Source organism: Streptomyces sp. NBC_01498, from assembly GCF_036327775.1.
Taxonomy (GTDB): Bacteria; Actinomycetota; Actinomycetes; order Streptomycetales; family Streptomycetaceae; genus Streptomyces.
In genome coordinates this window covers 6,774,483-6,796,816 of the sequence record NZ_CP109598.1, presented here as the reverse complement: position 1 = coordinate 6,796,816, position 22,334 = coordinate 6,774,483, and the positions used below count along the sequence as shown (strand labels likewise).

At 73.2% G+C, this 22,334-nt stretch carries 14 protein-coding genes and 1 pseudogene; 6 read left to right on the top strand and 9 right to left on the bottom strand.

Translation table 11 applies throughout. The annotated features are described in order from the left end of the window. Window positions 1-15: 15 nt before the first annotated feature. Entirely contained in the window at window positions 16-3,585 is a 3,570-nt protein-coding gene (locus tag OG875_RS29045; protein WP_330177202.1) for an ATP-binding protein, read from the bottom strand. A gap of 250 nt (window positions 3,586-3,835) precedes the next feature. Here OG875_RS29045 and OG875_RS29040 point away from each other — a divergent pair, with 250 nt between their 5' ends. After that, window positions 3,836-6,262, top strand: a complete 2,427-nt coding sequence (locus OG875_RS29040; protein WP_330177201.1) for a beta-L-arabinofuranosidase domain-containing protein — start codon at window positions 3,836-3,838, stop codon at window positions 6,260-6,262. A 193-nt stretch (window positions 6,263-6,455) separates the two neighbouring features. Here OG875_RS29040 and OG875_RS29035 read toward each other — a convergent pair whose 3' ends face one another. Continuing rightward, window positions 6,456-6,605, bottom strand: coding sequence for a hypothetical protein (locus OG875_RS29035; protein ID WP_330177200.1), 150 nt, complete (start codon window positions 6,603-6,605; stop codon window positions 6,456-6,458). 185 nt (window positions 6,606-6,790) lie between these two features. Between OG875_RS29035 and OG875_RS29030 the strand changes: the two are divergent. Together OG875_RS29030 and OG875_RS29025 are read left to right on the top strand one after the other, a co-directional pair. Continuing rightward, a pseudogene (locus OG875_RS29030) lies at window positions 6,791-7,237 on the top strand (NUDIX domain-containing protein); the annotation flags it as partial. 198 nt (window positions 7,238-7,435) lie between these two features. Then, window positions 7,436-8,236 carry a glycoside hydrolase family 75 protein gene (locus OG875_RS29025; RefSeq protein WP_330177199.1) on the top strand — a complete coding sequence of 267 codons (801 nt, stop codon included), beginning with the start codon at window positions 7,436-7,438 and terminating at the stop codon, window positions 8,234-8,236. Window positions 8,237-8,379: 143 nt separating this feature from the next. Here OG875_RS29025 and OG875_RS29020 read toward each other — a convergent pair whose 3' ends face one another. Next, window positions 8,380-9,903, bottom strand: a complete 1,524-nt coding sequence (locus OG875_RS29020) for an amino acid permease (protein ID WP_330177198.1) — start codon at window positions 9,901-9,903, stop codon at window positions 8,380-8,382. 79 nt (window positions 9,904-9,982) lie between these two features. Further along, the gene (locus OG875_RS29015; RefSeq protein ID WP_443079296.1) at window positions 9,983-10,909 is read right to left on the bottom strand and encodes a hypothetical protein; all 927 of its coding nucleotides are present in this window, start codon (window positions 10,907-10,909) and stop codon (window positions 9,983-9,985) included. Between the two features lie 329 nt (window positions 10,910-11,238). Here OG875_RS29015 and OG875_RS29010 point away from each other — a divergent pair, with 329 nt between their 5' ends. Genes OG875_RS29010 through OG875_RS29000 form a run of 3 tightly spaced genes read left to right on the top strand, consistent with a single transcriptional unit; the run spans window position 11,239 to window position 15,484 of the window. Then, window positions 11,239-12,750 carry an FGGY family carbohydrate kinase gene (locus OG875_RS29010; protein WP_330177197.1) on the top strand — a complete coding sequence of 504 codons (1,512 nt, stop codon included), beginning with the start codon at window positions 11,239-11,241 and terminating at the stop codon, window positions 12,748-12,750. Then, on the top strand, window positions 12,747-14,186 hold the full coding sequence (locus tag OG875_RS29005; protein ID WP_330177196.1) for an NAD(P)/FAD-dependent oxidoreductase: 1,440 nt from the start codon (window positions 12,747-12,749) through the stop codon (window positions 14,184-14,186). Before OG875_RS29010 ends, OG875_RS29005 begins: the two co-directional genes overlap by 4 nt. After that, window positions 14,183-15,484, top strand: coding sequence for an NAD(P)/FAD-dependent oxidoreductase (locus tag OG875_RS29000; RefSeq protein WP_330177195.1), 1,302 nt, complete (start codon window positions 14,183-14,185; stop codon window positions 15,482-15,484). The genes OG875_RS29005 and OG875_RS29000 overlap by 4 nt, the downstream gene beginning before the upstream one ends. Before the next feature lie 164 nt (window positions 15,485-15,648). On the opposite strand, the gene OG875_RS28995 is transcribed toward OG875_RS29000, so the two are convergent. Genes OG875_RS28995 through OG875_RS28975 form a run of 5 tightly spaced genes read right to left on the bottom strand, consistent with a single transcriptional unit; the run spans window position 15,649 to window position 22,076 of the window. Next, window positions 15,649-17,145, bottom strand: a complete 1,497-nt coding sequence (locus OG875_RS28995) for a mucin-5B (RefSeq protein WP_330177194.1) — start codon at window positions 17,143-17,145, stop codon at window positions 15,649-15,651. Continuing rightward, complete coding sequence (locus tag OG875_RS28990; protein WP_330177193.1) at window positions 17,145-18,110, bottom strand: sugar ABC transporter substrate-binding protein; 966 nt, start codon at window positions 18,108-18,110, stop codon at window positions 17,145-17,147. Before OG875_RS28990 ends, OG875_RS28995 begins: the two co-directional genes overlap by 1 nt. Continuing rightward, on the bottom strand, window positions 18,107-19,159 hold the full coding sequence (locus OG875_RS28985) for an ABC transporter permease (protein WP_330177192.1): 1,053 nt from the start codon (window positions 19,157-19,159) through the stop codon (window positions 18,107-18,109). Before OG875_RS28985 ends, OG875_RS28990 begins: the two co-directional genes overlap by 4 nt. Continuing rightward, window positions 19,156-20,676 carry a sugar ABC transporter ATP-binding protein gene (locus OG875_RS28980; protein ID WP_330177191.1) on the bottom strand — a complete coding sequence of 507 codons (1,521 nt, stop codon included), beginning with the start codon at window positions 20,674-20,676 and terminating at the stop codon, window positions 19,156-19,158. Before OG875_RS28980 ends, OG875_RS28985 begins: the two co-directional genes overlap by 4 nt. Further along, window positions 20,673-22,076 carry an aldehyde dehydrogenase family protein gene (locus OG875_RS28975; protein WP_330177190.1) on the bottom strand — a complete coding sequence of 468 codons (1,404 nt, stop codon included), beginning with the start codon at window positions 22,074-22,076 and terminating at the stop codon, window positions 20,673-20,675. The genes OG875_RS28980 and OG875_RS28975 overlap by 4 nt, the downstream gene beginning before the upstream one ends. Window positions 22,077-22,334: the final 258 nt, after the last annotated feature.

The following is a 22,334-nucleotide window of genomic DNA, read 5'->3' as shown; positions in this document are numbered from 1 at the left end:
ACGGACCGGCGGGATTCAGACGACGGCGGCGGCCTCCTTCACGGAGAGGCCGCCGCCGTCGGCGTAGGCACGCGTCCAGGTGTCCGGGTCGAGCGCGGCACGCACCTCGGCCTCGGCGCGGCGGCGGATCTCCCGCTCGTAGGCCGCCGGGTAGGGGTGGAAGAGGAACTTTTCGGCGAGCCCGGCGTGCCGGGCGTACGCGCCGAGCAGCCGGGCTCCGTCGGCCGCCCGGCCGGTGCCGGTCTTCGCCCAGGCGGCGCAGAGGAACTGACTGACGATCAGCTGCGGTGCCACGAGGTGGGCGAGGCTGTCCAACAGGCGTACCGATTCACGCAGATGGGCCAGCGCCCGCTCGTACGCGCCGTCGAGGCAGTCGAGCCAGCCGTGGAGTCCCTCGGTGAGGCCCACCTGGAGGCCGTGTTCCCGGAAGCCCGGTTCCTCCTGGAGGGTGATCAGTTGGTCCCGGGCGAGGGCGGTGCGGCCGGTGCGCCCGTAGCGGCCGGCGAGCAGCAGCCGGGCGGTCCCGCCGGTGCGCCCCGCGTGGCCCCGGGACTCCTCGACGGCTTCGCGCAGCAGCCGTTCGGCGTCCGCCTCGGCCGCCTCACCGGTGGCGGCCTCCAGTCGGACGGAGGCCAACCGCGCCTTGAACAGGGAGACTTGGGTGGGCATACCGATCCGCGCGCAGTTCTCCATGGCCCGCTCGAAATCGGCCGCCGCCTCCTCGAAGCGGCCCCGGCGTTCGTACGACTCGCCCCGGGCGGACAGGGATTCGGCGAGGATCACCGAGTCCCCGGCCTGTTCGAAGAGCGCCACGGCCTCGTCGGCGTCCCGCGCGGCCCGGTCCTCGGTGTCGGGGCCGGTGTCCAGGAGTTTGGCGCGCAGGGTGAGCGCGAGGCCGAGGTCCCAGCCCCGGTCGGGCCGGGCCCGGCAGGCGTCTACGAGGACGTCCAGCGTCTCGCCCATCCCGCGCCACCGGCCGACGAGGAGTCCGGCGAAGAACCAGAGGACGGCGGGCTGCCGGCTGACCTGGGGCAGCCCGGGGCGGTAGGCGGCGACGATCCGGGTCAGGAGGTCGCGGGTTCCGGCACCGCCCCAGGCCCGCGCGTCGTCCTCGTCCCAGTCCTTGCCCTCGTCCTTGCCCCGGTCCACGTCCCGCCGTGTGTCCCCGTTCTCCGCCCCGCCCTCCGTCCACTCCCCCGGCCGTGTCCCCGGCCGCTCTCCCGCCCGCTCGCCGCCTCCGCCGCTCGCGAACGTCAGCAGCCGGACCCCGCGTCTGGCCTCCCACACCTGTTCCTCGGACCAGGGCGGCGGGAGCGCGATGCACGGGTCGGTGAGGGGTACGGCGGGACGGACGGGCGCCGCGAACGGGTCGGGGCCGAGGGCCGCGACGGCCGTGGACCAGTCGTGGGCGTCGCGCTGATGGCCGCGCACCTGCCAGAACCAGCTCAGCGAGAGCGTGAGGCAGAGCGCGTCCTGTTCGCGCGACGGCGCGTCGTCGCGGTGGGGCGCGGCCCGGCCGAGGGCGGTGCGCAGCGCGGCCCGTACATTGTCGTGCTCCCGCTCGAACTGGGCGAGCAGGTACGCCTGTCGGGGGCCGCGCAGTCCGGGTTCCCCGACCCGTACCAGCTCCCGGTAGACCCGCAGATGCCGCAGCTCGACGCCGGGCCGTTCACCCGACGCGTCCAGCCGCCCGGCCGCGTACTCGGCCACGGTCTCCAGCAGCCGGTACCGCATCCCCTCCGGCCCGCCCGGTACGGCCACCAGGAGCGACTTGTCGACCAGGGACGCCAGCACGTCGAAGACCGGGACGCCCTCGCCCGCACCCGACTCCCCGGTCCCACCAGCCCGCACCTCCCCGTTCTCGTCCGCGCACACCTCCTCGGCCTCGTCCGGCGCGCAGCCGCCGACGAAGACGGAGAGCCGGCGCAGCACGGCCCGTTCGGGCTCGGTGAGCAGGTCCCACGACCAGTCGACCACCGCGCGCAGGGTCTGCTGTCTGGGCAGTACGGTCCGGCTGCCGCTGCCCGCGCCCAGCAGCCGGAAGCGGTCGTCCAACCGGTCGGCGAGCTGGCGCGGGGTGAGCAACCGCAGCCGGGCGGCGGCCAGTTCGAGGGCGAGCGGCAGTCCGTCGAGTCTGCGGCAGATCTCGTCGCAGGCCGGTGCGTCGTCGTCGGTACGGAATCCGGGCCGGGCGGCGGCGCCGCGTTCCCCGAGCAGGCGCAGCGCCTCGGACCGGGCCAGCGGCCCGACGCCGTACAGGAACTCACCCCGTACGCCCAGCGGTTCGCGGCTGGTGGCCAGGACGGTGACGTACGGGCAGCGGGTGAGGACGGTCTCGGCGAGTTCGGCGGCGGCGCCGATCACCTGCTCGCAGTTGTCGAGCACCAGCAACAGGCGCCGTGTTCCGCAGTGTTCGACGAGCCGGGCGAGCGGGCCGGGTGCGGTGCCGTCCGGGCCGCCGTGGCTTCCGCCGGGTCCGTGGACCGCCGTCTCGCGGGCCCCGAGCGCGGTCAGGACAGCCTCGGCGACGGCGCCGGGGTCGCGGACGGAGGCGAGTTCCGCGACCCGGACGCCGTCCGGCCAGTCGCCGCCGGTGTTCGCCGCGCGCTCGGCGGCCTCGAAGGCCAGCCGGGTCTTGCCCGCGCCGCCGGGGCCGGTGAGGGTCGTGAGCCGGTGGGCCCGCAACTCGACGTCGAGCGTGTCCAGTTCGGTCTCGCGTCCGACGAAGGAGGTGAGCCGGGCGGGCAGGCCGCCGGGGAGGGCGGAGGGCGGCCGGTCGCTCCCGCCGACCCGGGCCGGGGGCCGTGCCGGCTCCCGCGCGTCCGAGGCGTCGCGCGCGTCGTGCGCGTCGTCCGCCAGCAGATCGGCGTGCAGGGCGCGCAGTTCCCGGCCGGGGCCGGTGCCGAGCCGGTCGGCCAGCAGCGCGCGTACCCCGTCGTACGCCTCCAGTGCCTCGGCCCGGCGCCCGGCCGCGCGCAGCGCGCCGATCCGGGCCGCCTGCAACGGCTCGTCCAGCGGCGCCTCGGCGGCCAGCGCGGCGAGCCCCGGCAGGGCGCGCTCGGGCCGGCCGAGCCGGACGTCGGCCGTCAGCCGGGCGCGGCGCGCCTCGGTGTGCCGCCGCCGCGCGCGTACGGCCGACGGGTCGGTGTCCCCGTCGGGCAGATCGGCGAGCGCCGGGCCGCGCCACAGGGCCAGTGCCCGGTCCAGCAGTGTGGCGGCGCGGGCGGGGTCGCCGCTGTCGAGCGCGGACACCCCGTCGGCGGCGAGCCGTTCGAAGCGGAACAGGTCGATGGCGTCGGGGTCGGCCGCCAGCCGGTAGCCGCCGGGGACGGACTCGACGGCGTCCGCGCCGAGCGCTCTGCGCAGCCGCCCGACGAGTGCCTGGAGCGCGGCGGGCTCGTCGGCGGGCGGCTCACGCCCGTCGTCCCTGATCCGCGCGGCCAGCCGGCCGGCGGTGACCGTACGGCCTCCGGCGGCGGCGAGCGCGGTGAGCAGCGCGCGCATCCGGGCCCCGCTGACCGGCACCTCGACGCCGTCGGGGCCGCGGGCCCGGGTCGTGCCGAGGATGTCGTAGCGGTAGCTCACCGGCCCATTCTCCCCGCACCGTGAGGCCCGCGCGCCCGGCGGGCACGGTCCGCCGTCGTCCCGGCCGCCCGGACACCGGTCGGGTCCGGGGCGCACCGGGTCGTGCCGGGTGTCTGGACAGGGCCCGGGTGCCGTGCTGTGATGCCAGCGACCACTCCTTACAACGTTGTAGAGAACCGTTGCGGAGTGGTGCGAGCCCCCACCGTCGTACCGAACCCCTTCGTCTCGATGCTCGTGGACGGGAGACCCGATGACGCTCGACCGACGGCACTTCCTCGGCACCGGAGCCCTCGCGATCGGCGGCGCGGGCCTGCTGGGCCCGCTCGCGCCGACCGCCGCGGCCGTACCCCCGGCGCGCGGCGGCTGGTACACACCGAACGCCGCGCCGCTCGCCCCCACCGCGTTCCAGAAGCTGCCCCTGGGCAGCGTCACCCCGCGCGGCTGGCTCACCGGCCGATTGCGGCAGCTGCTCGACGGACTGTTCGGCCGGTACGCCGAGGTCTCGCACTTCCTGCGCTTCGAGGACTCCGGCTGGGTCCACCCGGAGAAGGCCGGCTGGGAGGAGGTCACGTACTGGCTGCGCGGGTACGTGGATCTGGCCGCCCTCACCGGCGACCCGGCGGCCCTCGCCACCTCCCGCCGCTGGATCGACGCGATCCTCGCCACGCAGCGGCCCGACGGCTTCTTCGGGCCCACCCGGCTGCGCACGGCGCTCAACGGCGGCCCGGACTTCTGGCCGTATCTGCCGCTCCTTCAGGCGCTGCGCTCGCACGAGGAGTTCACCGGGGACGACCGCGTCGTGCCGTTCCTGCTCCCCTTCCTGCGTTTCATGAACGCGCAGGGGCCGGGTGCCTTCAACTCCAGCTGGGTGTCGAAGCGCTGGGGCGACGGACTCGACATCGCCTTCTGGCTCTACAACCGCACGGGCGAGTCCTTCCTGCTCGAACTCGCCGACACCATGCACACGCACGGCGCGAACTGGGTCGACAACTTCCCCGACCTGCACAACGTCAACATCGCGCAGGGCTTCCGGGAACCCGCCCAGTACGCGCTGCGCTCCGGCTCGGCGGAGCTGACCCGTGCCACGTACCGGAGTTACGACACGGTCATGGGCGCCTACGGCCGCTTCCCGGGCGGCGGATTCGCCGGGGACGAGAACGCCCGACCCGGTTTCGGCGACCCCCGGCAGGGCTTCGAGACCTGCGGCACGGTCGAGTTCATGGCCAGCCACGAACTGCTCACCCGGATCACCGGCGACCCGGTCTGGGCCGACCGGTGCGAGGAGCTGGCCTTCAACCTGCTGCCCGTGGCGACCGACCCCGGGGGCCGGGGCGTCCACTACATCACCAGCGCGAACAGTGTGGAGCTCGACAACACCGCCAAGAACCAGGGCCAGTTCCAGAACGGCTTCGCCATGCAGGCGTACAAGCCGGGCACAGACCCTTATCGCTGCTGCCCGCACAACTACGGCATGGGCTGGCCGTACTTCACCGAGGAGCTGTGGCTGGCCACCCCCGACCGGGGGCTCGCGGCGGCGATGTACGCGCCGAGCCAGGTGCGCGCGAAGGTCGCCGACGGCGTCGAGGTCACCGTCACCGAGGACACCGACTACCCCTTCAAGGAGACCGTCACCCTCACGGTCGCCGTCCCACGGCCGGTCACCTTCCCCCTGCATCTGCGGATTCCCGGCTGGTGCCCGGACCCGGTGCTCACCGTCGCCGGGCAGCCGGTGGCCGTGTCCGGCGGACCGCGCTTCGTCCGGGTCGCGCGCGAGTGGCGCGACGGCGACCGGGTGACCCTGCGGCTGCCGCAGCGCACCACCGTGACGACCTGGCAGGACAACCACGGTGCCGTCAGCGTGCACCACGGTCCGCTCACGTACTCGCTGAAGATCGGCGAACGGTACGAACGGTTCGCGGGCACCCAGGACTTCCCCGAACTGTCGGTGCGTCCCACCACCCCGTGGAACGTCGGTCTGGCGCCCGACCCACTGCGCGGGCTGCGGTTCACCGCCGACGACGGGCCGCTCGCCGCCGACCCCTTCACCCATGAGGGGTCACCGGTGCGGATCACCACGACGGCACGCCGGATAGCGGAGTGGGTGGCGGACGACCAGCGGGTCGTCGCGCCGCTCCAGGACAGTCCGGCCCGCAGCACGGCGCCGCCCGAGCCGGTGACGCTGATCCCGATGGGCGCGGCCCGGCTGCGGATCACCGCCTTCCCGACGGCGTCGCCCGGCGGTCGGGCCTGGACGGCGGCGCCGCCGTACCGCCGGGTACGGAACAAGCACAGCGGCAAGGTGCTCGGCGTGGACGGCATGTCCCTGGCGGTGGGCGGGCGTGTGGTGCAGTACGACAACACCGGGACCTCGGACCACGCCTGGCAGCTGTACCCGGCCGGCGGCGGCTGGTTCGTGATCCGCAACGGCAACAGCGGGAAGGTCATCGGCGCCGAGGGCGGGTCGACGGCGAACAGCGCGCGGATCGTGCAGTTCGAGGACGACGGGAGCGGTGACCACCTCTGGCAGCTGGTCGACCGGGGCGAGGGCTGGTCGCTGATCCTCAGCCGGCACAGCGGGAAGGTCCTGGGCGTCGACGGGATGTCGACGGCCAACAGCGCGCAGGTGGTCCAGTTCGAGGACAACGGGACGGACGACCATCTCTGGCAGCTGATCTGAGCGGGTGATTCAGGCCGGTGAGCCGAGCCGATGATTCACGCCGGCGATCCGAGCCTCTGATCCGGCCCGGGTCCCCGCCGTCCCGGTGCGGCCTGCGCCGACCGTTTCGGCGACGGCCGGGGTCCGGCCTCCGGTGGTACTCAGGAGGCCGGACCCCGGCCGTGCGCTCACTACCCCGGTCGCCGCCGGGCCGTCAGCGCCTGCCGCCGCGCAGCTTGCCGAAGAGGCGGCGGGCCTGCTCGCGCTTCCTGGGGTCCGCAGAGGCCGCGCGCGCCTGGGCGATCGCGCGCTGTCCCTGGGGGCTACGGGTGAATGCCTTGATGCGGGCGATGATTCCGGGCATGCCGTCTCCTGCGCTTCGATGACTCCGACAGCCCGCTGACGGGGGCCTCGGACTGCGTCTACCCCTCGAACGCGCGAAGAGTCCCATGACGTTCCCATGACCGTCGCTCTCCTGTGGGCGCGTTCGGCTGCCCCGCATGCGCTCCCCCGATGGCGCCCCCGCGCGACCCCGCACAGACTGACGTGATGTCAGGGAAGCGAAGCGCCGGGCTCCTGCTGTACCGGGTGACGGAGACCGGCACCGAGGTGCTCATCGGGCACATGGGAGGCCCGTTCTGGGCGGGCCGTTCGCGGGCCGCGTGGTCGGTCCCCAAGGGCGAGTACGGCCCCGACGAGACACCGGAGGCCGCCGCCGACCGGGAGTTCGAGGAGGAGGTGGGTCTGCCGCCGCCCGCCGGACACCGGGAGCCGCTGGGCGAGACCCGGCAGTCGGGCGGCAAGACGGTCACCGTGTGGGCGGTGGAGGCCGACATCGATCCGGCGCTCGCCGTGCCGGGGACGTTCACCCTGGAGTGGCCGCGCGGGTCGGGCGTGGAGCGGGAGTTCCCGGAGCTCGACCGGCTGGCCTGGGTGCCGCTGGGGGACGCCGTGGAGCTGCTGGTGGCCGGGCAGCGGATCTTCCTCGGCCGGCTGGCCCTGTCGCTGGAGAGCCGGACCGACCACGAGGGCCGACCGGTGGACACGGGCGGCACCTACGACAGGGGCGGCGCACCGGACGCGGCCGGGTCGCGGGACGAAGCCGGGTCGCGGGACGGCGACGCCACGGGGACGTAAACCACCCGGTCCCGCCCCCGGCCGCCGTGACATCCGTACGGAGAGGGAGACACCACCGTGCACCATCGCCCCCGTCGCCCCCATGTCTGCGCCGCCGTCGGCGCGGTCCTGCTCGCCGCGTCGGCGCTGCCCGCCTCCGCCCATCCCGGGCCGGTGGCCGAGACGAGGCGTCCGCCGCCTCCCGCGCCCCGGGGCGGCGCGCCCGGCCCCCCGGCCACGGCGGGATCGTTCCGGCTGGACACGGCCGTCACGGCGGAGGCCCTGCGGGCGAAGACGTCGGACTGCGCCCGGATCTCGAAGGGCCTGTACCGGGGTGACCGGGGAGGACCCGCCGAGATCCCGGTGTGCGGGACGAAGGGCGCGGTGTTCTGGAAGGCCGATCTGGACGTCGACTGCGACGGCCGGGTGACCGCCCGCTGCAACGGGCGGACCGACCCCTGGTTCCACGGGGACACGGCGTTCCACCAGTCGGACGACCAGCCGCTCGACGCGGCGGCGCTGCCGTTCGTCGTGGTGCCCGCGCCGAGCGGGATCTGGGACTACCGGGACGCCGGCATCCGGGGCGGAGGTGTCGTCGCGATCGTCCACCGGGACCGGGTGGTGTACGCGGTGGTGGGTGACGCCGGACCGGCCGGGCTCGTCGGGGAGGCGTCGTACGCGGCGGCGCGCTCGCTCGGGATCGACCCCGATCCCTCGCACGGCGGTGTTGCCTCGGGAGTCACGTACATCCTGTTCAGGAACTCCGTGGTGAGGCCGATCGAGAGCCGGAGCGAGGCCGAGCGGCTGGGCGCCGAACTGGCCCGGGGCTTCCTCCGGGAGATTGACGGCACGTCCTCGGTGACGGCACTTCCTCGGTGACGACACGTCCTCGGTAAGGAGGCGATGTCGGCGCCGTCTCCGTACCGAGGACGTGGTCGTCCCTCGCGATGCGTGCCTCGCGGTCGCGCGGACGGGGTTGGGGTGTCCCGCCGTCGTGTCCGTCCCGCGACAGCGAACGCGCCCTACACGATTCCCTCGGATATCTCCGACTGCTCGCGCGCGCTGCCGTACGACTGCGGGGTGCTGTACGAGCCGCGTGCCGCGTACCACCAGGCGGTGGCGAGGGCCAGCACGGCGGCCAGCGCGATCACCGCGTAGTTCATGGTGTCGGTGGTGACGGGGTTCTTCTGCGGCAGACAGAAGATCACCGTGACGATCGCGACCCAGACGACGGCGATCCAGCCGATGGGCTTGCTCCAGCGGCCCAGCGACCAGGGACCGGGCTGGAAGCGGTCGCCCGCGCGCAGCCGCAGGTAGATCGGGATCGCGTAGGCGGGCGTGATGCCGATGACGTTGATGGCCGTCACGGCGCCGTACGCGGTCGGCGAGTACAGCGAGGGCAGCGCGAGCAGACACGCGAAGCCGACGGACAGCCAGACCGCCGGTACCGGGGTCTGGGTACGGCTGCTGACCCGCCGCCACAGGGCCGATCCGGGCAGGGCGTTGTCCCGGCTGAAGGCGAACACCATGCGGCTGGCGGCGGCCACCTCGGCGTTGCCGCAGAAGAGCTGCGCCATGATCACGATCAGCAGGAGGGCGCTGGCGCCGTTGGTGCCCAGGACGTCGATGAAGATCTGCGCGGGCGGCACGGCGGCGCCGCTGGTGGCCGCGTAGTCCTGGATGGCGAAGGTCAGTCCGGCGAGCAGGGCGAAGCCGGCGATCCAGGAGACCCAGATGGCGCGCACGATGCCGCGCGCGGCGGAGACGGAGGCGTTGGAGGTCTCCTCGGAGAGGTGCGCCGACGCGTCGTAGCCGCAGAAGGTGTACTGGGCGAGGAGCAGACCGATCGCGGCCACGTAGAGCGGGTTCTCCCAGCCGGTCTCGTTGACGAACTGGCCGAAGACGAACTCGGGCGACTGGTGGTTCTTGGGGACGACCGCGAGGATGCCGACGATCAGCGCGACACCGCCGAGGTGCCACCAGACGCTGACCGAGTTGAGAATGCTGACGAGCCGGACACCGAACAGGTTGAGCGTCGCGTGCAGCAGCAGGATGCACATGAAGATGATCATGGTCCAGCCCGTGGTGGGCTCGAATCCCCACTGGAGATTCAGGAACGCGCCGGTGAACAGGGCCGCGCCGTAGTCGATTCCGGCGATCGCGCCCAGCAGACCGAGCAGGTTGAGCCAGCCGGTGTACCAGCCCCACTTGCGTCCGCCGAGCCGGTCGGCCATGTAGTACAGCGCGCCCGAGGTGGGATAGGCGCTGGTCACCTCCGCCAGTGCCATGCCTATGCACAGGACGAAGAGGCCGACGCCCACCCAGCCCCACAGCATCACGGCCGGGCCGCCGGTGATGAGCCCGAACCCGTACAGGGTCATACAGCCCGAGAGGATCGAGATGACCGAGAAGCTGATGGCGAAATTGCCGAAACCGCCCATCCTGCGGGCGAGTACCGGCTGATAACCGAGTTCCCTCAGCCGTTCTTCTTCGTCCTGCTGCGGGACCGGTGCCGATGTCGACCGGACCGGCGGGGAGACGGACATGGAATTACCTCCGGGTACGGAGAGTTTCTGCGAAAGGGGGACGGTGCGGTGGGGACCCGGAGTCGCCGCGCGGGCGGGCTCAGGACTCCGCCTTGCGCTCACTGGCGGCGGCGAGACAGCGGGCACGGGCGCGGACGAACACCTCCTCGGCCTGCGCGGTGTCGTTGGGCTTGCGGGCGCGGCAGGCCCAGGGGAAGGGGGTGTAGTAGGGCCCCAGTGCCTCGAACACCCGCGCCGCCTCCGCCAGTTGGAGCGAGCCCCAGAGGGCGTGCGCCAGATGGTTGAGGTCGAGCAGCGAGGTCTCGGCGGGCACGGACCGGTCGAACCAGAGGTTCAGGGCGCGCAGGGCGTCCCGGGTGGCGTCCTCGGTGACCCAGTGCAGGTCCAGCGCCTTCTCGTTGCCGCGCTCCCTGCGGTACCGCTCGACCCGCACGAAGAGCGGCAGGACCTGGAGCGCCGAGCCCTCGGGCGCCGAAGAGGCCGCCCACTGAACGAAGTTGACCGCCTCGGACAGTGAGCCGTCGGACCTACGCGCGTAAACGAACTGGAGCATCCGGTGGTACGCCTCGCGGTTGCCCGGGTCGCGCCGGTCGGCCTCGGCGAGCAGGGCCCACGGGCCGGGGAAGAGCATCGGGCCGGGCGGCGCCAGCCGGTTCTCCTCCATCCGCTGCTTGGTGTCGAGCTGGGCGAGGGCGAGCAGACAGACCCAGGGGACGGGGTCGGCCGGCACCAGCCGCGCCGTGTCGCCGCACGCCTCCCACGCCTGCTTCCAGAGGTCCGTGGTGCGGGCGTGGCCCTCGCGGTGCGCGCGCAGGGCGCGTTCCACCGTGACACGTGTCTGCATGACGGCCGCGGCCGTGCTGTCCGGCTCCTCGGTGCGCCACGCGTGCACGGTGTCCGAGCCCGCGGCGACGGCGGCGAGCACCTGGGTGCGCTGGGTCCACAGGGCCCAGCCCTCGGTGTCCGCAAGCAGTTGACGCATCGACAGCCAGCGGCCGGTGCGCAGTTCCTGTACGGCCGCCCGAAGGTCACCGTCGTGGCCGGCTGGGTGATAGAGCGGACGAAAGCGATCGCTCACGGACCCTCCGCCCCATTCTCCGGCAACTCCGCCTCTTTCCGGTGCGGTTCACTTTTCCGCACCAAAGAATCTTGCTACTCAGTGACACTCCGCTGTTACTCGGCGATCAGTGTAGGGGCGAATGCGACGCTCTTTGAACACTTTGCTGATCTCAGGCAACCCTGAGTGCAGGTCGTGACCTTGACGTCGCAGGCAGGCTGCACCACCCTTTCGCTCAGTGATCGGACGATCACCGCACTCCGACCGAAAAATGTGACATGCCGACAGCTCCGCACTCCCCCGGCAGCGCCGTGGACCCGGCCGCGCGACCGGTGCTCGCCGTCGATCAGGGCACCTCCTCGACCAAGGCGCTGGTGATCTGTCCGGAGCGCGGGGTGATCGGCAGCGGCTCCGCTCCGGCCCCTCCCCGCTACGGCTCGGGCGGAGTGGTCGAGGCCGATCCCGCCCTGCTCCTCTCCTCGGTGATCGAGGCCGGGCGCCGGGCGCTCGCCGAGGCCGGGGAACCCGTCGCGGCGGTCGGACTCGCCAACCAGGGGGAGACCGTCCTCGCCTGGGACCCCGACACCGGGGAGCCGCTCACCGACGCGCTTGTCTGGCAGGACCGGCGCGCCGCCTCGGTCTGCGCCGAACTCGCCCCGCACGCCGAGGAGTTGCGGGAGCTGACCGGCCTGCCGCTGGAGCCGTACTTCGCCGCGCCCAAGATGGCCTGGATCCGCCGCCGTCTCACCCGCGAGGGTGTCGTCACCACCTCCGACTCCTGGCTGGTCCACCGGCTGACGGGCGCGTTCGTCACCGACGCGGCGACCGCCGGGCGCACCCAACTGCTCGACCTCGACACCGCCGAGTGGTCCCCCGCCGCGCTCGGCATCTTCGGGATGGCCGGCGAACGGCTGCCCCGGGTCGTCGACGCGGCGGGTCACTTCGGTGTCACCACGGCCTTCGGCGACCCGATTCCGCTGACCGGTCTGCTCGTCGACCAGCAGGCCGCGCTGCTCGCCCAGAACGGCACGGAGCCGTCCACCGCCAAGTGCACCTACGGCACCGGGGCGTTCCTCCTCGCGGGGACCGGCACGCGCCCGCTGCGCAGCGGCACCGGCCTGGTCGGCTGCGTGGCCTGGCGGTTCGGCGGCCGTACGAGCTACTGCCTGGACGGGCAGGTCTACACGGCCGCCTCCGCCGTGCGCTGGCTCGCCGAACTCGGGGTCGTCTCCGGTGCCGGGGACCTGGACCGGGTGGGCGGGTCGGTCGCCGACAGCGGGGGTGTCACCTTCGTACCGTCGCTCGCCGGGCTCGCCGCGCCCTGGTGGCGCGGTGACGCGAAGGGGTCGCTCACCGGGCTCGGTCTGGACACCGGCCCCGGGCATCTGGTGCGGGCGCTGTGCGAGGGCATCGCGGCGCAGGTCGTCGGGCTGGCGGACGCCGTCGCCGAGGACACCGGTACGCCGCTGGGGTCACTGCGCGTCGACGGGGGCCTGACCGGGTCGGACCTGCTGATGCAGACCCAGGCGGACCTGCTCCAACTGCCCGTCGAGGTGAGCCCGTTGGCCGACGCCACCGCGCTGGGCGCGGGCGCCGTCGCCCGGATGGGGCTCGATCCCGGGCTGACGGTGGAGCGGGCCGCGCCCCACCGGAAGCCCTCACGGGTCTTCGAGCCGAGGATCGGGGCGGCCGAGGCGGCGGAGCGGCTGGGTGTGTTCCGCACCGAGGTGGCGGCGCTCCTCGCCCGTACGCCGGCCCCCGGGCGGGCCGGCGTCGTGGGCGCGGGATGAGCGTCACCGTGTCCGGGCCGCTGCCGGACGAGGTGTACGACGTGGTGGTCGTCGGCGCCGGGGTGGTCGGCAGCGCGATCGCCCGCGAGCTGGCCCGGTACCCGCTGCGTACCGCCCTGGTCGAGGCGTCGGGCGATGTCGGCGAGGGGACGTCGAAGGCCAACACGGCGATCCTGCACACCGGTTTCGACGCGGTGCCGGGGTCGCTGGAGGCCCGGCTCGTACGCGAGGGGCGGGACCGGCTCGCCGTGTACGCCGAGGAGTGCGGCATCCCGGTCGAGCCGGTCGGCGCCCTGCTCGTCGCCTGGGACGAGGACCAGGTCGCCGCCCTGCCCGCGCTCGCCCGGAAGGCCGCCCGGAACGGCTACCGGCGCACCCGGACCGTCGGCGCGGACGAACTGCGCCGCCGTGAACCGCACTTGGGGCCGGGCGCGGCGGGCGCGCTCGAAGTCCCCGACGAGAGCGTCATCTGCCCGTGGACGACGACGCTCGCCTACGCGACCCAGGCCGTGCGCGGCGGGGTCGACCTGCATCTGCGCTGCCGGGTGGAGGCGGTGACGCAGGGCCGCGCGCGGGAACCGCACGTGCTCGGCACCGGTCGCGGGCCGCTGCGCACCCGCTGGCTGGTCAACGCGGCGGGCCTGTACGCCGACGCGTTCGACCGGTTCCTCGGGCACACCGATTTCACGGTGACGCCCCGGCGCGGCCAGCTCATGGTCTTCGACAAACTCGCGCGCCCGCTGGTGAGTCACCTTCTGCTGCCGGTGCCCACGGCGCTCGGGAAGGGCGTGCTGGTGTCGCCGACGGTGTACGGGAACGTGCTGCTCGGCCCGACCGCCGAGGACCTGGACGACAAGGGGGCGACGGGCTCGACGGCGGAGGGGCTGGAGTTCCTCCGGGAACGGGGCCGGCGCATCCTGCCCCGGCTCCTGGAGGAGGAGGTCACCGCCGTGTACGCGGGGCTGCGCGCGGCCACCGGGCAGGACGACTACGCGATCCGCGCGCACCCCGGGCAGCGGTACGTCACGGTGGGCGGGATCCGGTCGACGGGGCTGAGCGCGTCGATGGCGATCGCCGCCCATGTGGTGGAACTGCTCGCGGAGGCGGGGACGAGGACCGGGAGGGCGGCGGACCTGGCGCCGGTGACGATGCCGAATCTCGGGGAGGCCGCTCCCCGCCCGTATCTGCGCGCCGAGCTGATCGCGGCCGACCCCGAGTACGGGACGCTGGTGTGCCACTGCGAGCGGGTCTCGCGCGGTGAGATCCGGGACGCGCTCGTCTCCGACATCCCGCCGTCGTCGCCCGAGGGCCTGCGCCGGCGCACACGGGCGCTGGGCGGCCGGTGCCAGGGGTTCTTCTGCGGGGCCTCGGTGCGGGCCCTGTTCGACGGTGCGGAGTCCGGTACGCGGGCGCCCGGTACGGAGGCCGTACGGTGAACGGCACCCCGGAAGCCCCGCCCGGCCGGCGGGAGCGCGCCGTCGACGTCCTGGTGGTCGGTGCGGGCCCGGCCGGTCTGGCGCTGGCGTCCCGGCTGGCCGCCGAGGACGGCGTCGGTGTCGAGGTCGTGGAGCGCGAGGACGAACCGGGCGGGGCGCCCCGGCACTGCCGCCACTCCGGTTTCGGTCTGCGGGATCTGCGCCGTCCGACGACGGGCCCCGCGTACGCCCGCCACTGGGCGGACACGGCACTCCGGGCGGGGGCGACGCTGCGTACGGGGGTGACGGTCACCGGGTGGAGCGATGGCCCGGACCCGGACCGGCCCGCCCTGGACGTCACGAGTGCGGCCGGTCTTGAGCGGATCACGGCCCGCGCCGTGGTCCTGGCCACCGGGGCGCGCGAGCGGCCCCGCAGCGCGCGCCTGGTGCCGGGCACCCGGCCCGCCGGGGTGTTCACCACGGGCGAGCTTCAGCGGACGGTGGCGCTCGGGCGCGGTCCCGTCGGGCGGCGTGCCGTCGTGGTGGGCGCCGAGGCGGTCAGTTATTCGGCGGTACGGGCGCTGCGGAGGAACGGTGTGGAGGTGGTGGCCGTGGTCACGGAGCTGCCGTATCCCCAGGTCTCCCCCGCCACGGCGCTCGACGCCCGGCTCCGGCATGGTGCGCCGCTGGTCGTCGGCGCGCGGGTGGACGAACTGCTGGGCCGGGGGCGGCTGTCGGGGGTGGTGCTGCGACGCCACGACGGCCGGAGCCGGACCCTCGACTGCGACACGGTGGTGTTCACCGGCGACTGGATTCCCGACCACGAGCTGGCCCGCCGGGGCGGTGTCGCCCTGGACCCCGGCACGCGCGGCCCGGCCGTCGACGGCTCGTTCCGCACGAACCGCCCGGGGGTCTTCGCGGTCGGCAATGTGCTGCACGGGATCGAGCCGGCGGCTACGGCCGCACGGGAGGGGCTGCTCGCCGCCGGGCCGGTGCTGCGCGCGCTGGCGGGCGGCGGGCATCCGGGCGAGCCGGTGCCGGTGCGGGTGGAGGCGCCCCTGCTGTGGGTCGCGCCGAACCGGATCGACCTCGCGGACCCGGGTGTCGCGACGGGCGGCTTCGTCCTCCGTACGGGGAGCAGGCTCGTCCCGTGGTCGTCGCTGGTCGTCGTACGGGGCGGGCGGGTGCTGCACCGGCAGCGGCTGGTGGGGGGCGCGGTGCCGAACCGGACGCTGCGGCTGTCCGCCGCCTGGACGGCGGGGGTCGGGGCCGGGACCGGCCCGGACGAGGGACCCGTACGGATCTCCGTGGTGCGCTGAGGCCGTCCGGACAAGGGGACGGCCCCACCGGCAGGGGGGGACCGGTGGGGCCGGGAGAACACTGCGGTGGGGGAACCGCAGGCTCGGGTCGAAGGGGCGTGTGCCCCTTCGACCGAGGGTTACTCCCTGGGAGGCGACTTTTTCTCGCCGTACTTCTGCTCGCCCTACTTCCTGGTCCTGGGGACGAACATCTTGATGTCGGTCAGGCTCGCGCTGCCCTCGTAGACGTTGGTGTAGAGGTCCCCGATGACGAAGGAGTCCGGGTAGGCGGAGCCGGAGGGCCACTGGTCGGGCCAGCTGGCGCTGCCGTTGTAGTCGTTCTGCGTGAGCGTGTTGTTGTAACGCCCGTCGTACTCGCCCGGCTTGACGTTGTAGTGCCAGATCGGGTCGTTGCCCACGATGAACGGGCGGTGGAAGCGGAGGGTTCGCTGTCCGGCGCGGGCGAAGTTGCCGCTGGCCTCCAGCGTGTAGCCGGTGGAGTCGCGTTCGATCGCGAAGGTGTAGTCCTGGTTGGGCATCAGCTCCGGCTGGAGCTCGGCGGCGGACGACAGCTGCTGCTCGGCCACGCCGTTCGAGCAACTGGTCATGAACCACTGCGAGTTGCCCGCGAGACCGCCTCTGCCGGGGTTCCAGTTGGGCAGTCCGCTGATCCACATGTTGACGGTGTTGAAGCTGCTGTCGCGGTAGTTGTAGTACGTGTTGTCGGCGGAGTTGCAGATCCGGCCGCCGGTGCCCGAGCCGACCCGGTCGGGGTGCTGGGCGAAGGAGTCCATGAGGACCTTGCGGCGGTAGTGCCAGAAGTGGTTGTTGCGGGGCGCGGGGTCGGCAAAGTCCACGATCGACAGATAGTGGAAGCCGTTGTACCCGTAGCGGCCGGCCCGTACGTCCTGCCACTCGCAGTACGGCGCGGACGCGTCACCCTCCCAGCCGGGGCTGTCGGAGCCCTCGCCCCACGGGTGCTGGGTCTTGCAGCCGTCCTTGCTGTAGCCGTTCGTGCGGTTGTCGTAGTCGATGGTGCCGTTGCGCTTTCCGCCGAAGTCGAGCGTCTTGAGCTTGTACTCGACGCGGTACTGGTCCGGCAGGGACTGCGTGGGCCGGAAGATGGCACCGCCGGTGTGGTCGGGAACGGTGAGCCGGGCGACGGTGCTGCCGCCCGCCCGCCCGTTGGTGACGGACGGGGCCTTCTCGATGCGTCCGTCCTTGTTCCAGTCGCGCGCGGAGAGCGAGGCGGTGAGCCATCCGCCGTCACCGACCTTGAACTCCTTGCGGTAGGTGTCGAAGGAGGTGAACGCGGTGTTCCAGGCGGGCCCGTAGTCGTTCGGGTACCACTTGCCGTTGTCCTCCATGATGGTGTCGAACGGCTTGCTGTACGTCTCACGGGTCCAGGGCGCGCCCGCCGGGTCCAGCTTCTTCGCGAAGTTCTCCGAGTGCAGCAGCCGCCAGGCCGGTGCCTTGGGCGCTTTCGGAGCCTTGCCGGGGCGATCGGCCGCCGCCGCTCCGGCGCCGTCGTCCGGGGCCGCGCTGGCGGAGCCGAGCGAGAGCGGGACGACGAGGGCGCCGCAGAGCAGGGCCGTCAGGGCGTACGCGCGCTTCGTCCGGGGCAGGGAGCGGGTACGGCCGGACCGGCCGGGTGGCGGGGAGTGCGTGAGGGTGCGGCTCATCAGAAGATGCCCTTCGGGTCGTAGTACTTCTCCGCGTTCTCCTTGGTGACGCGCGGCGAGGGCACGACCGTGTCCTTCTCCGGCTTCCCGCCGTCGAGGATCTCCACGGTCCTGTCCAGGCCGAGACTTCCGATCACGTCGGCGTCGTTCAGGCCGGTGACCAGGTAGTTGGTCCCGTCGAGGATGGCTTTCAGCGCCTCGTTCTGGCCGTCGACGCCCGCCAGTACGATCTTGGAGCGGCCGGCGTCCTTGACGGCGCGCTGCGCGCCCAGGCACATGGCGTCGTTCTCGCAGAAGACGGCGTCGATGTCGTCGTGGGCGGCGAGCAGGCTCTCCATGACGGTGAGTCCGCCGTCGGAGCTCCAGTTGCCGTAGTCGGGCGCCTCGACCAGTTCGATGCCGGACGCGGCTTCGAGCGCGCCCTTGACGCCGTCGGTGCGGGCCTTGCCGATGCTGTTGTCGGCGGGGCCGCCCTTGATCAGCGCGACCTTCCCGCCGTCGGGGAGTCGCTCGGCGAGGAACTCGCCGTTCTGCTTGCCGATCGCCTCGTTGTCGGGGCCGACCCAGCTCGCGTACTCGCCCGTCCGGAACTTCCGGTCGACCAGGACGGCGGGTTTGCCCGCCGCCTTCAGGGAGTTGAGGACGGCGGGCGCCGACTCCAGCGGTCCGCCGGAGATGATGACGGCGTCGACGTCCTTGCTGATCAGGTCCTCGACGTTGGAGGCGAGTTTGGCGGCGTCGCCGCCCGCGTCCGTGCTGAGGATCTCGACGTCCTTCGTCTTGGCACGGGCCTTGACGGCCTTGTCCATGCCGTTGAAGTAGGGGCCGCCGAGGGTGAAGTTGGCGACGCCGACGGTGTACGGGCCGTCGCCCTCGCCGCCGCTCCCGGAGTCGGAGGAACAGCCGGTCAGGGCCGCGGTGAGGACTGCGGCCACCAGCACACCGGTCGCTCGTTTCGTGATCATGAGGGGCTTGCCTTTCCGGGTTGCGGTGCGGGCACGGCCGCCGTGCGGAATCGGCCGGTGCGCTGGACGAGGATGACGGCGACGATGATCAGGCCCTTGAGCACCTGCTGCCAGAAGCTCTGCACGTCGTAGAGGTTGAGCAGGTTGTTGATGAGTGCGAGGACGAGGACGCCGGCGAAGGTGGCCCGCACGGAGCCCTTGCCGCCGGCCAGGCTGGCGCCGCCGATGACACAGGCGGCGATGGCGTCGAGTTCGAACGCGGTGCCGACGCTGGGCTGGGCGATGCCGACCCGGCTGGCGAGGATGACCCCGGCGAGTCCCGCGCAGGCGCCGGAAATCGTGTACGCGAGGACGAGATGGCGCCGGACGCCGATGCCCGCGAGGCGTACGGTCTCCGCGCTGCCGCCGATCGCGACCAGGGAGCGGCCGGACGGGGTGCGGCTGAGGAAGACGCCGCCGACCAGGAAGACCGCCAGCATGATCAGGGTGGAGACGGGCAGTGGGCCGACCACGGCGGAGCCGAGTTCGAAGAAGCCGGGCTTCTCCGGTGCGACGGGGGTCTCCGAGTAGACGAAGGCGAGACCTCTGATGGTGGTGAGCGCGGCCAGTGTCACGACGAACGGCGCGAGTTGGAAGCGGGCCACCAGGACGCCGTTGAGCAGTCCGAAGCCGATGCCGGAGGCGACGCCGACGGCCATGGCGACGGGGACGGGCAGCCCGGCGGAGAGTCCGGCGGCGACGATGCCGGAGAACGCGACGACCGAGCCGACGGAGAGGTCGATGCCGCCGGTGAGGATGACGGCGAGCATCCCGTAGGCGAGCAGGCCGGTGGTGACCATCTGCTTGAGCAGGTTGGTGAGGTTGCCCTCGGTGAGGAACGCCTCGGTGGTGGTGCCCGCGACCACGGTGAGCACGACGAGCAGGACCACCGTCGCCGCCTCGGCGGTGATGTCGCGTCCGCCGACGGTGAGCCGGGGCAGCCGCGAGCCGCGCGGCGGGGCCGGGGCGGGGTCGCCGGGCCCGGTGGGGCGGGTGAGCTGTTCGGTCATGCCGTGTGTCCGATCGCGTGGGCGAGGACGGTGTCCTCGGTCGTACCGTCCGAAGGGAGTTCCGCGGCGATCCGCCCCTCGTGCATCACCAGCACCCGGTCGGTGGCGCCGAGCACCTCCGTGAGGTCGGAGGAGATGAGCAGGATGGCCATGCCGTCGCGGGCGAGCCGGTCGAGCATCCGGTAGATCTCGGCGCGGGTGGCCATGTCGACACCCCGGGTGGGTTCGTCGAGCAGCAGCACCCGGGGCCCGGTGAGGAGCCACTTGGCGAGGACGGCCTTCTGCTGGTTGCCGCCGCTGAGCGCGCGTACGGGCAGCCCCGCCGCGTGGGCGGGCCGGATGTCCAGCCGGTCGACCATGGAGACGACGTCGCGGCGGCGGCGCGCGGTGTCGAGCAGCGGGCCGCGGGTGGTGGTGCGCAGGGTGGTGAGGCCGATGTTCTCGGCGGTGCTGAGACCGAGGACGAGCCCGCTGCGCTTGCGGTCCTCGGTGACCAGGGCGAGCCCGGCCGCGATGGCGTCGCGCGGGCCCCGGAACCGCGCGCTGTCGGTGCCCGCCGCGCGGACGGTCCCGGTGGTGGCGGGCTCGGCGCCGAAGACACAGCGGGCGAGTTCGCTGCGGCCGGAGCCGACGAGCCCGAACAGTCCGGTGATGCGTCCGGCGCGCAGCGAGAAGGAGACGTCGCTGAACTCCCCGGTGCGGCCGAGCCCCTGGACGTCGAGGAGGGCGTCGCCCTCGTCGGCGCGGCGCGCGGGGTAGAGCTGTCCGGCGGGGCGGCCCGCCATCAGCCGGATCAGTTCGTTCTCGTCGGTGCGGTCGGGGGTGGTCTCGGCGACGACCCGGCCGTCCTTGATCACCACGATGGAGGTGGCCAGTTCGGTGACCTCGGCCAGGCGGTGGGAGACGTACACGACGAGGACGCGGCGTTCCTGGAGGCGCCGGATCAGGGCGAACAGCGCGTCGAGGTCGCTGCCGGCGAGGACGGCGGACGGCTCGTCCAGGACCAGCACACGGGGTTCGCCGCCCTCGCTGACCAGGGCTTTGGCGATCTCCACCATCTGCTGGCGGGCGACGGTGAGACGGCCTGCCCTGACGCGGGGGTCGATGGCGCCGTAGCCGATGCCGTCGAGCAGGTCGCGAGCGCGGCGGTGGGCGGCCTTCCAGTCGATGAGGCCGCCGAGGCGCCTCGGGAAGTGGCCCATGAGGAGGTTCTCGGTGACGGACAGTTCGGGCACCAGGGTCAGTTCCTGGTGGACGGTGCGGACGCCGTGTGTGTGGGCGTCGTGCGGGGAGCGTAACTCGACGCTCTCACCGTCCAGTTGGAGCTGCCCGGCGCTCATCCGCTCGGCGCCCGCGAGGATCTTGATGAGGGTGGACTTGCCCGCCCCGTTGGCGCCGACGACGGCCAGCACCTCACCGGCCCGTCCGGTGAGGTCGACTCCGTGCAGCACTTTCGTGGGGCCGTACGACTTGTGGACCCCGCGCATCCGCAGGACCGGCCGGGTCGGCGTGCTCACCCGAACGCCTCCATCACGACGATCGTCTTCTGCCGGGTGAACTCCAGGGCGGTGTCGTGCAGTCCCTCGGCCGAGCCGCCGGTGTCCTTCGGGCCGCCGAAGGGCAGGTTCTCGGCGCGCAGCGCGGTCGACCCGTTGATGACGACGCCGCCGACCTCCAGCCGTCCGGCGAGGGTGAGGGCGCGCTGGATGTCTCGGGTGAAGACGGCGGCCTGGAGGCCGTACGGGGAGGAGTTGGCCATCCGTACGGCGTCGAGCGGGTCGGAGAAGCGGGCGACGGGGGCGACGGGGCCGAAGATCTCGTCGGCGAACGCGGGGCTGTCGTGGGGGACGTCGACGAGGACGGCGGGGTCGTAGAAGGCGCCCCGGCGTCCGCCGCCGGCCGCCATGCGCGCGCCGTCGGCGACGAGCGCGGCGACGGCCGCCTCGACGCGTTCGGCGGCCTCCTCACTGATGAGCGGGCCGACATCGTTGCCATCGGCGAGCTGGTCCCCGACGCTGAGTTTCGCCGCGCCCGCCAGCAGTGCCTCCACGAAGCTGTCGTGCGCCCCGTCCTGGACGTAGACGCGTTTGACGGCGCAGCAGATCTGGCCGTTGCCGCGGGCGAGCCGGCCGAGGACCACGGCCTCGGCCGCCAGTTCGACGTCGGCGTCGTCGCAGACGATCAGGGCGTCGTTGCCGCCGAGTTCGAGGTGGACCTTCTTCAGGGTGTCGGCGGCGCGGCGGGCGATCTCGCGTCCGGCGGTGGTGCTGCCGGTGAGGCTGACGGCGGCGGCGCCGGGGCGCGAGGCGAGTTCCTGGGAGACCTGGACGCCGCCGGTGAGCATCTGGTGGGCGCCGTCCGGGACGCCCGCCCGCCGCACGAGTTCGCCGATCCGCAGCACGGCGAGCGGGCAGCGCGCGGGCGGGTGGACGAGGACCGCGTTGCCGGCGGCGAGGGCGGCGGCGGCCTTGTGGGCGTAGAGCTCGACCGGGTAGTTGAACGGCACCAGCGCGGCGACCGGGCCGAGCGGCTCGCGGAGGGTGACGGCGAGGTGCCGTTCCAGACCGGGGACGGCGTCGAGCGGGATCTGGCGGCCGAAGAGGCGGGTGGCCTCGCCCGCGAAGCCGCGGAAGATCCGGACGGCGGCCCGGACCTCTTCGACGGTCTGGAAGACGGGCTTGCCGTTCTCGGCGGCGAGCAGCCGCGCCAGGTCGTCGGTCTCCGCCTCGATCAGGTCCGCGACGGTGAGCAGCAGCCGGGCGCGGGCGTGCGCGGGCAGTGCGGCCATCGCCCGCTGGCCGTGTGCCGCGGCGGCGAGGGCGGCGGTGACGCGCTCCGGACCGAAGTCCTCGATCTCACCCAGCTGTTCGCCGGTTCCTGGATTGCGTACGGGCAGCGGTGCGGTTCGGGTGGGCATGCGTCGCTACTCCCTGGTGCAGGGCTCGGCAGAGGGGCATGGGGGTCGCTCTTCGAACTTTTGGAGGCGATGCTGACGCACCCTCACCAATTCGTCAACACATCTAACAAAATCAGAAAGCGCTTACTGCACGACAGATCCGCTCCCTCCGGAAGGCCCCGGGACCGGTCCCCGGTCGGCAGCCCGGGGCCCGTCGCTTCCCCGTCCGGTGAACGGCGGATGAGCGGTTCCCGGACGTCGCGGGAGGCCCCGGCGAAC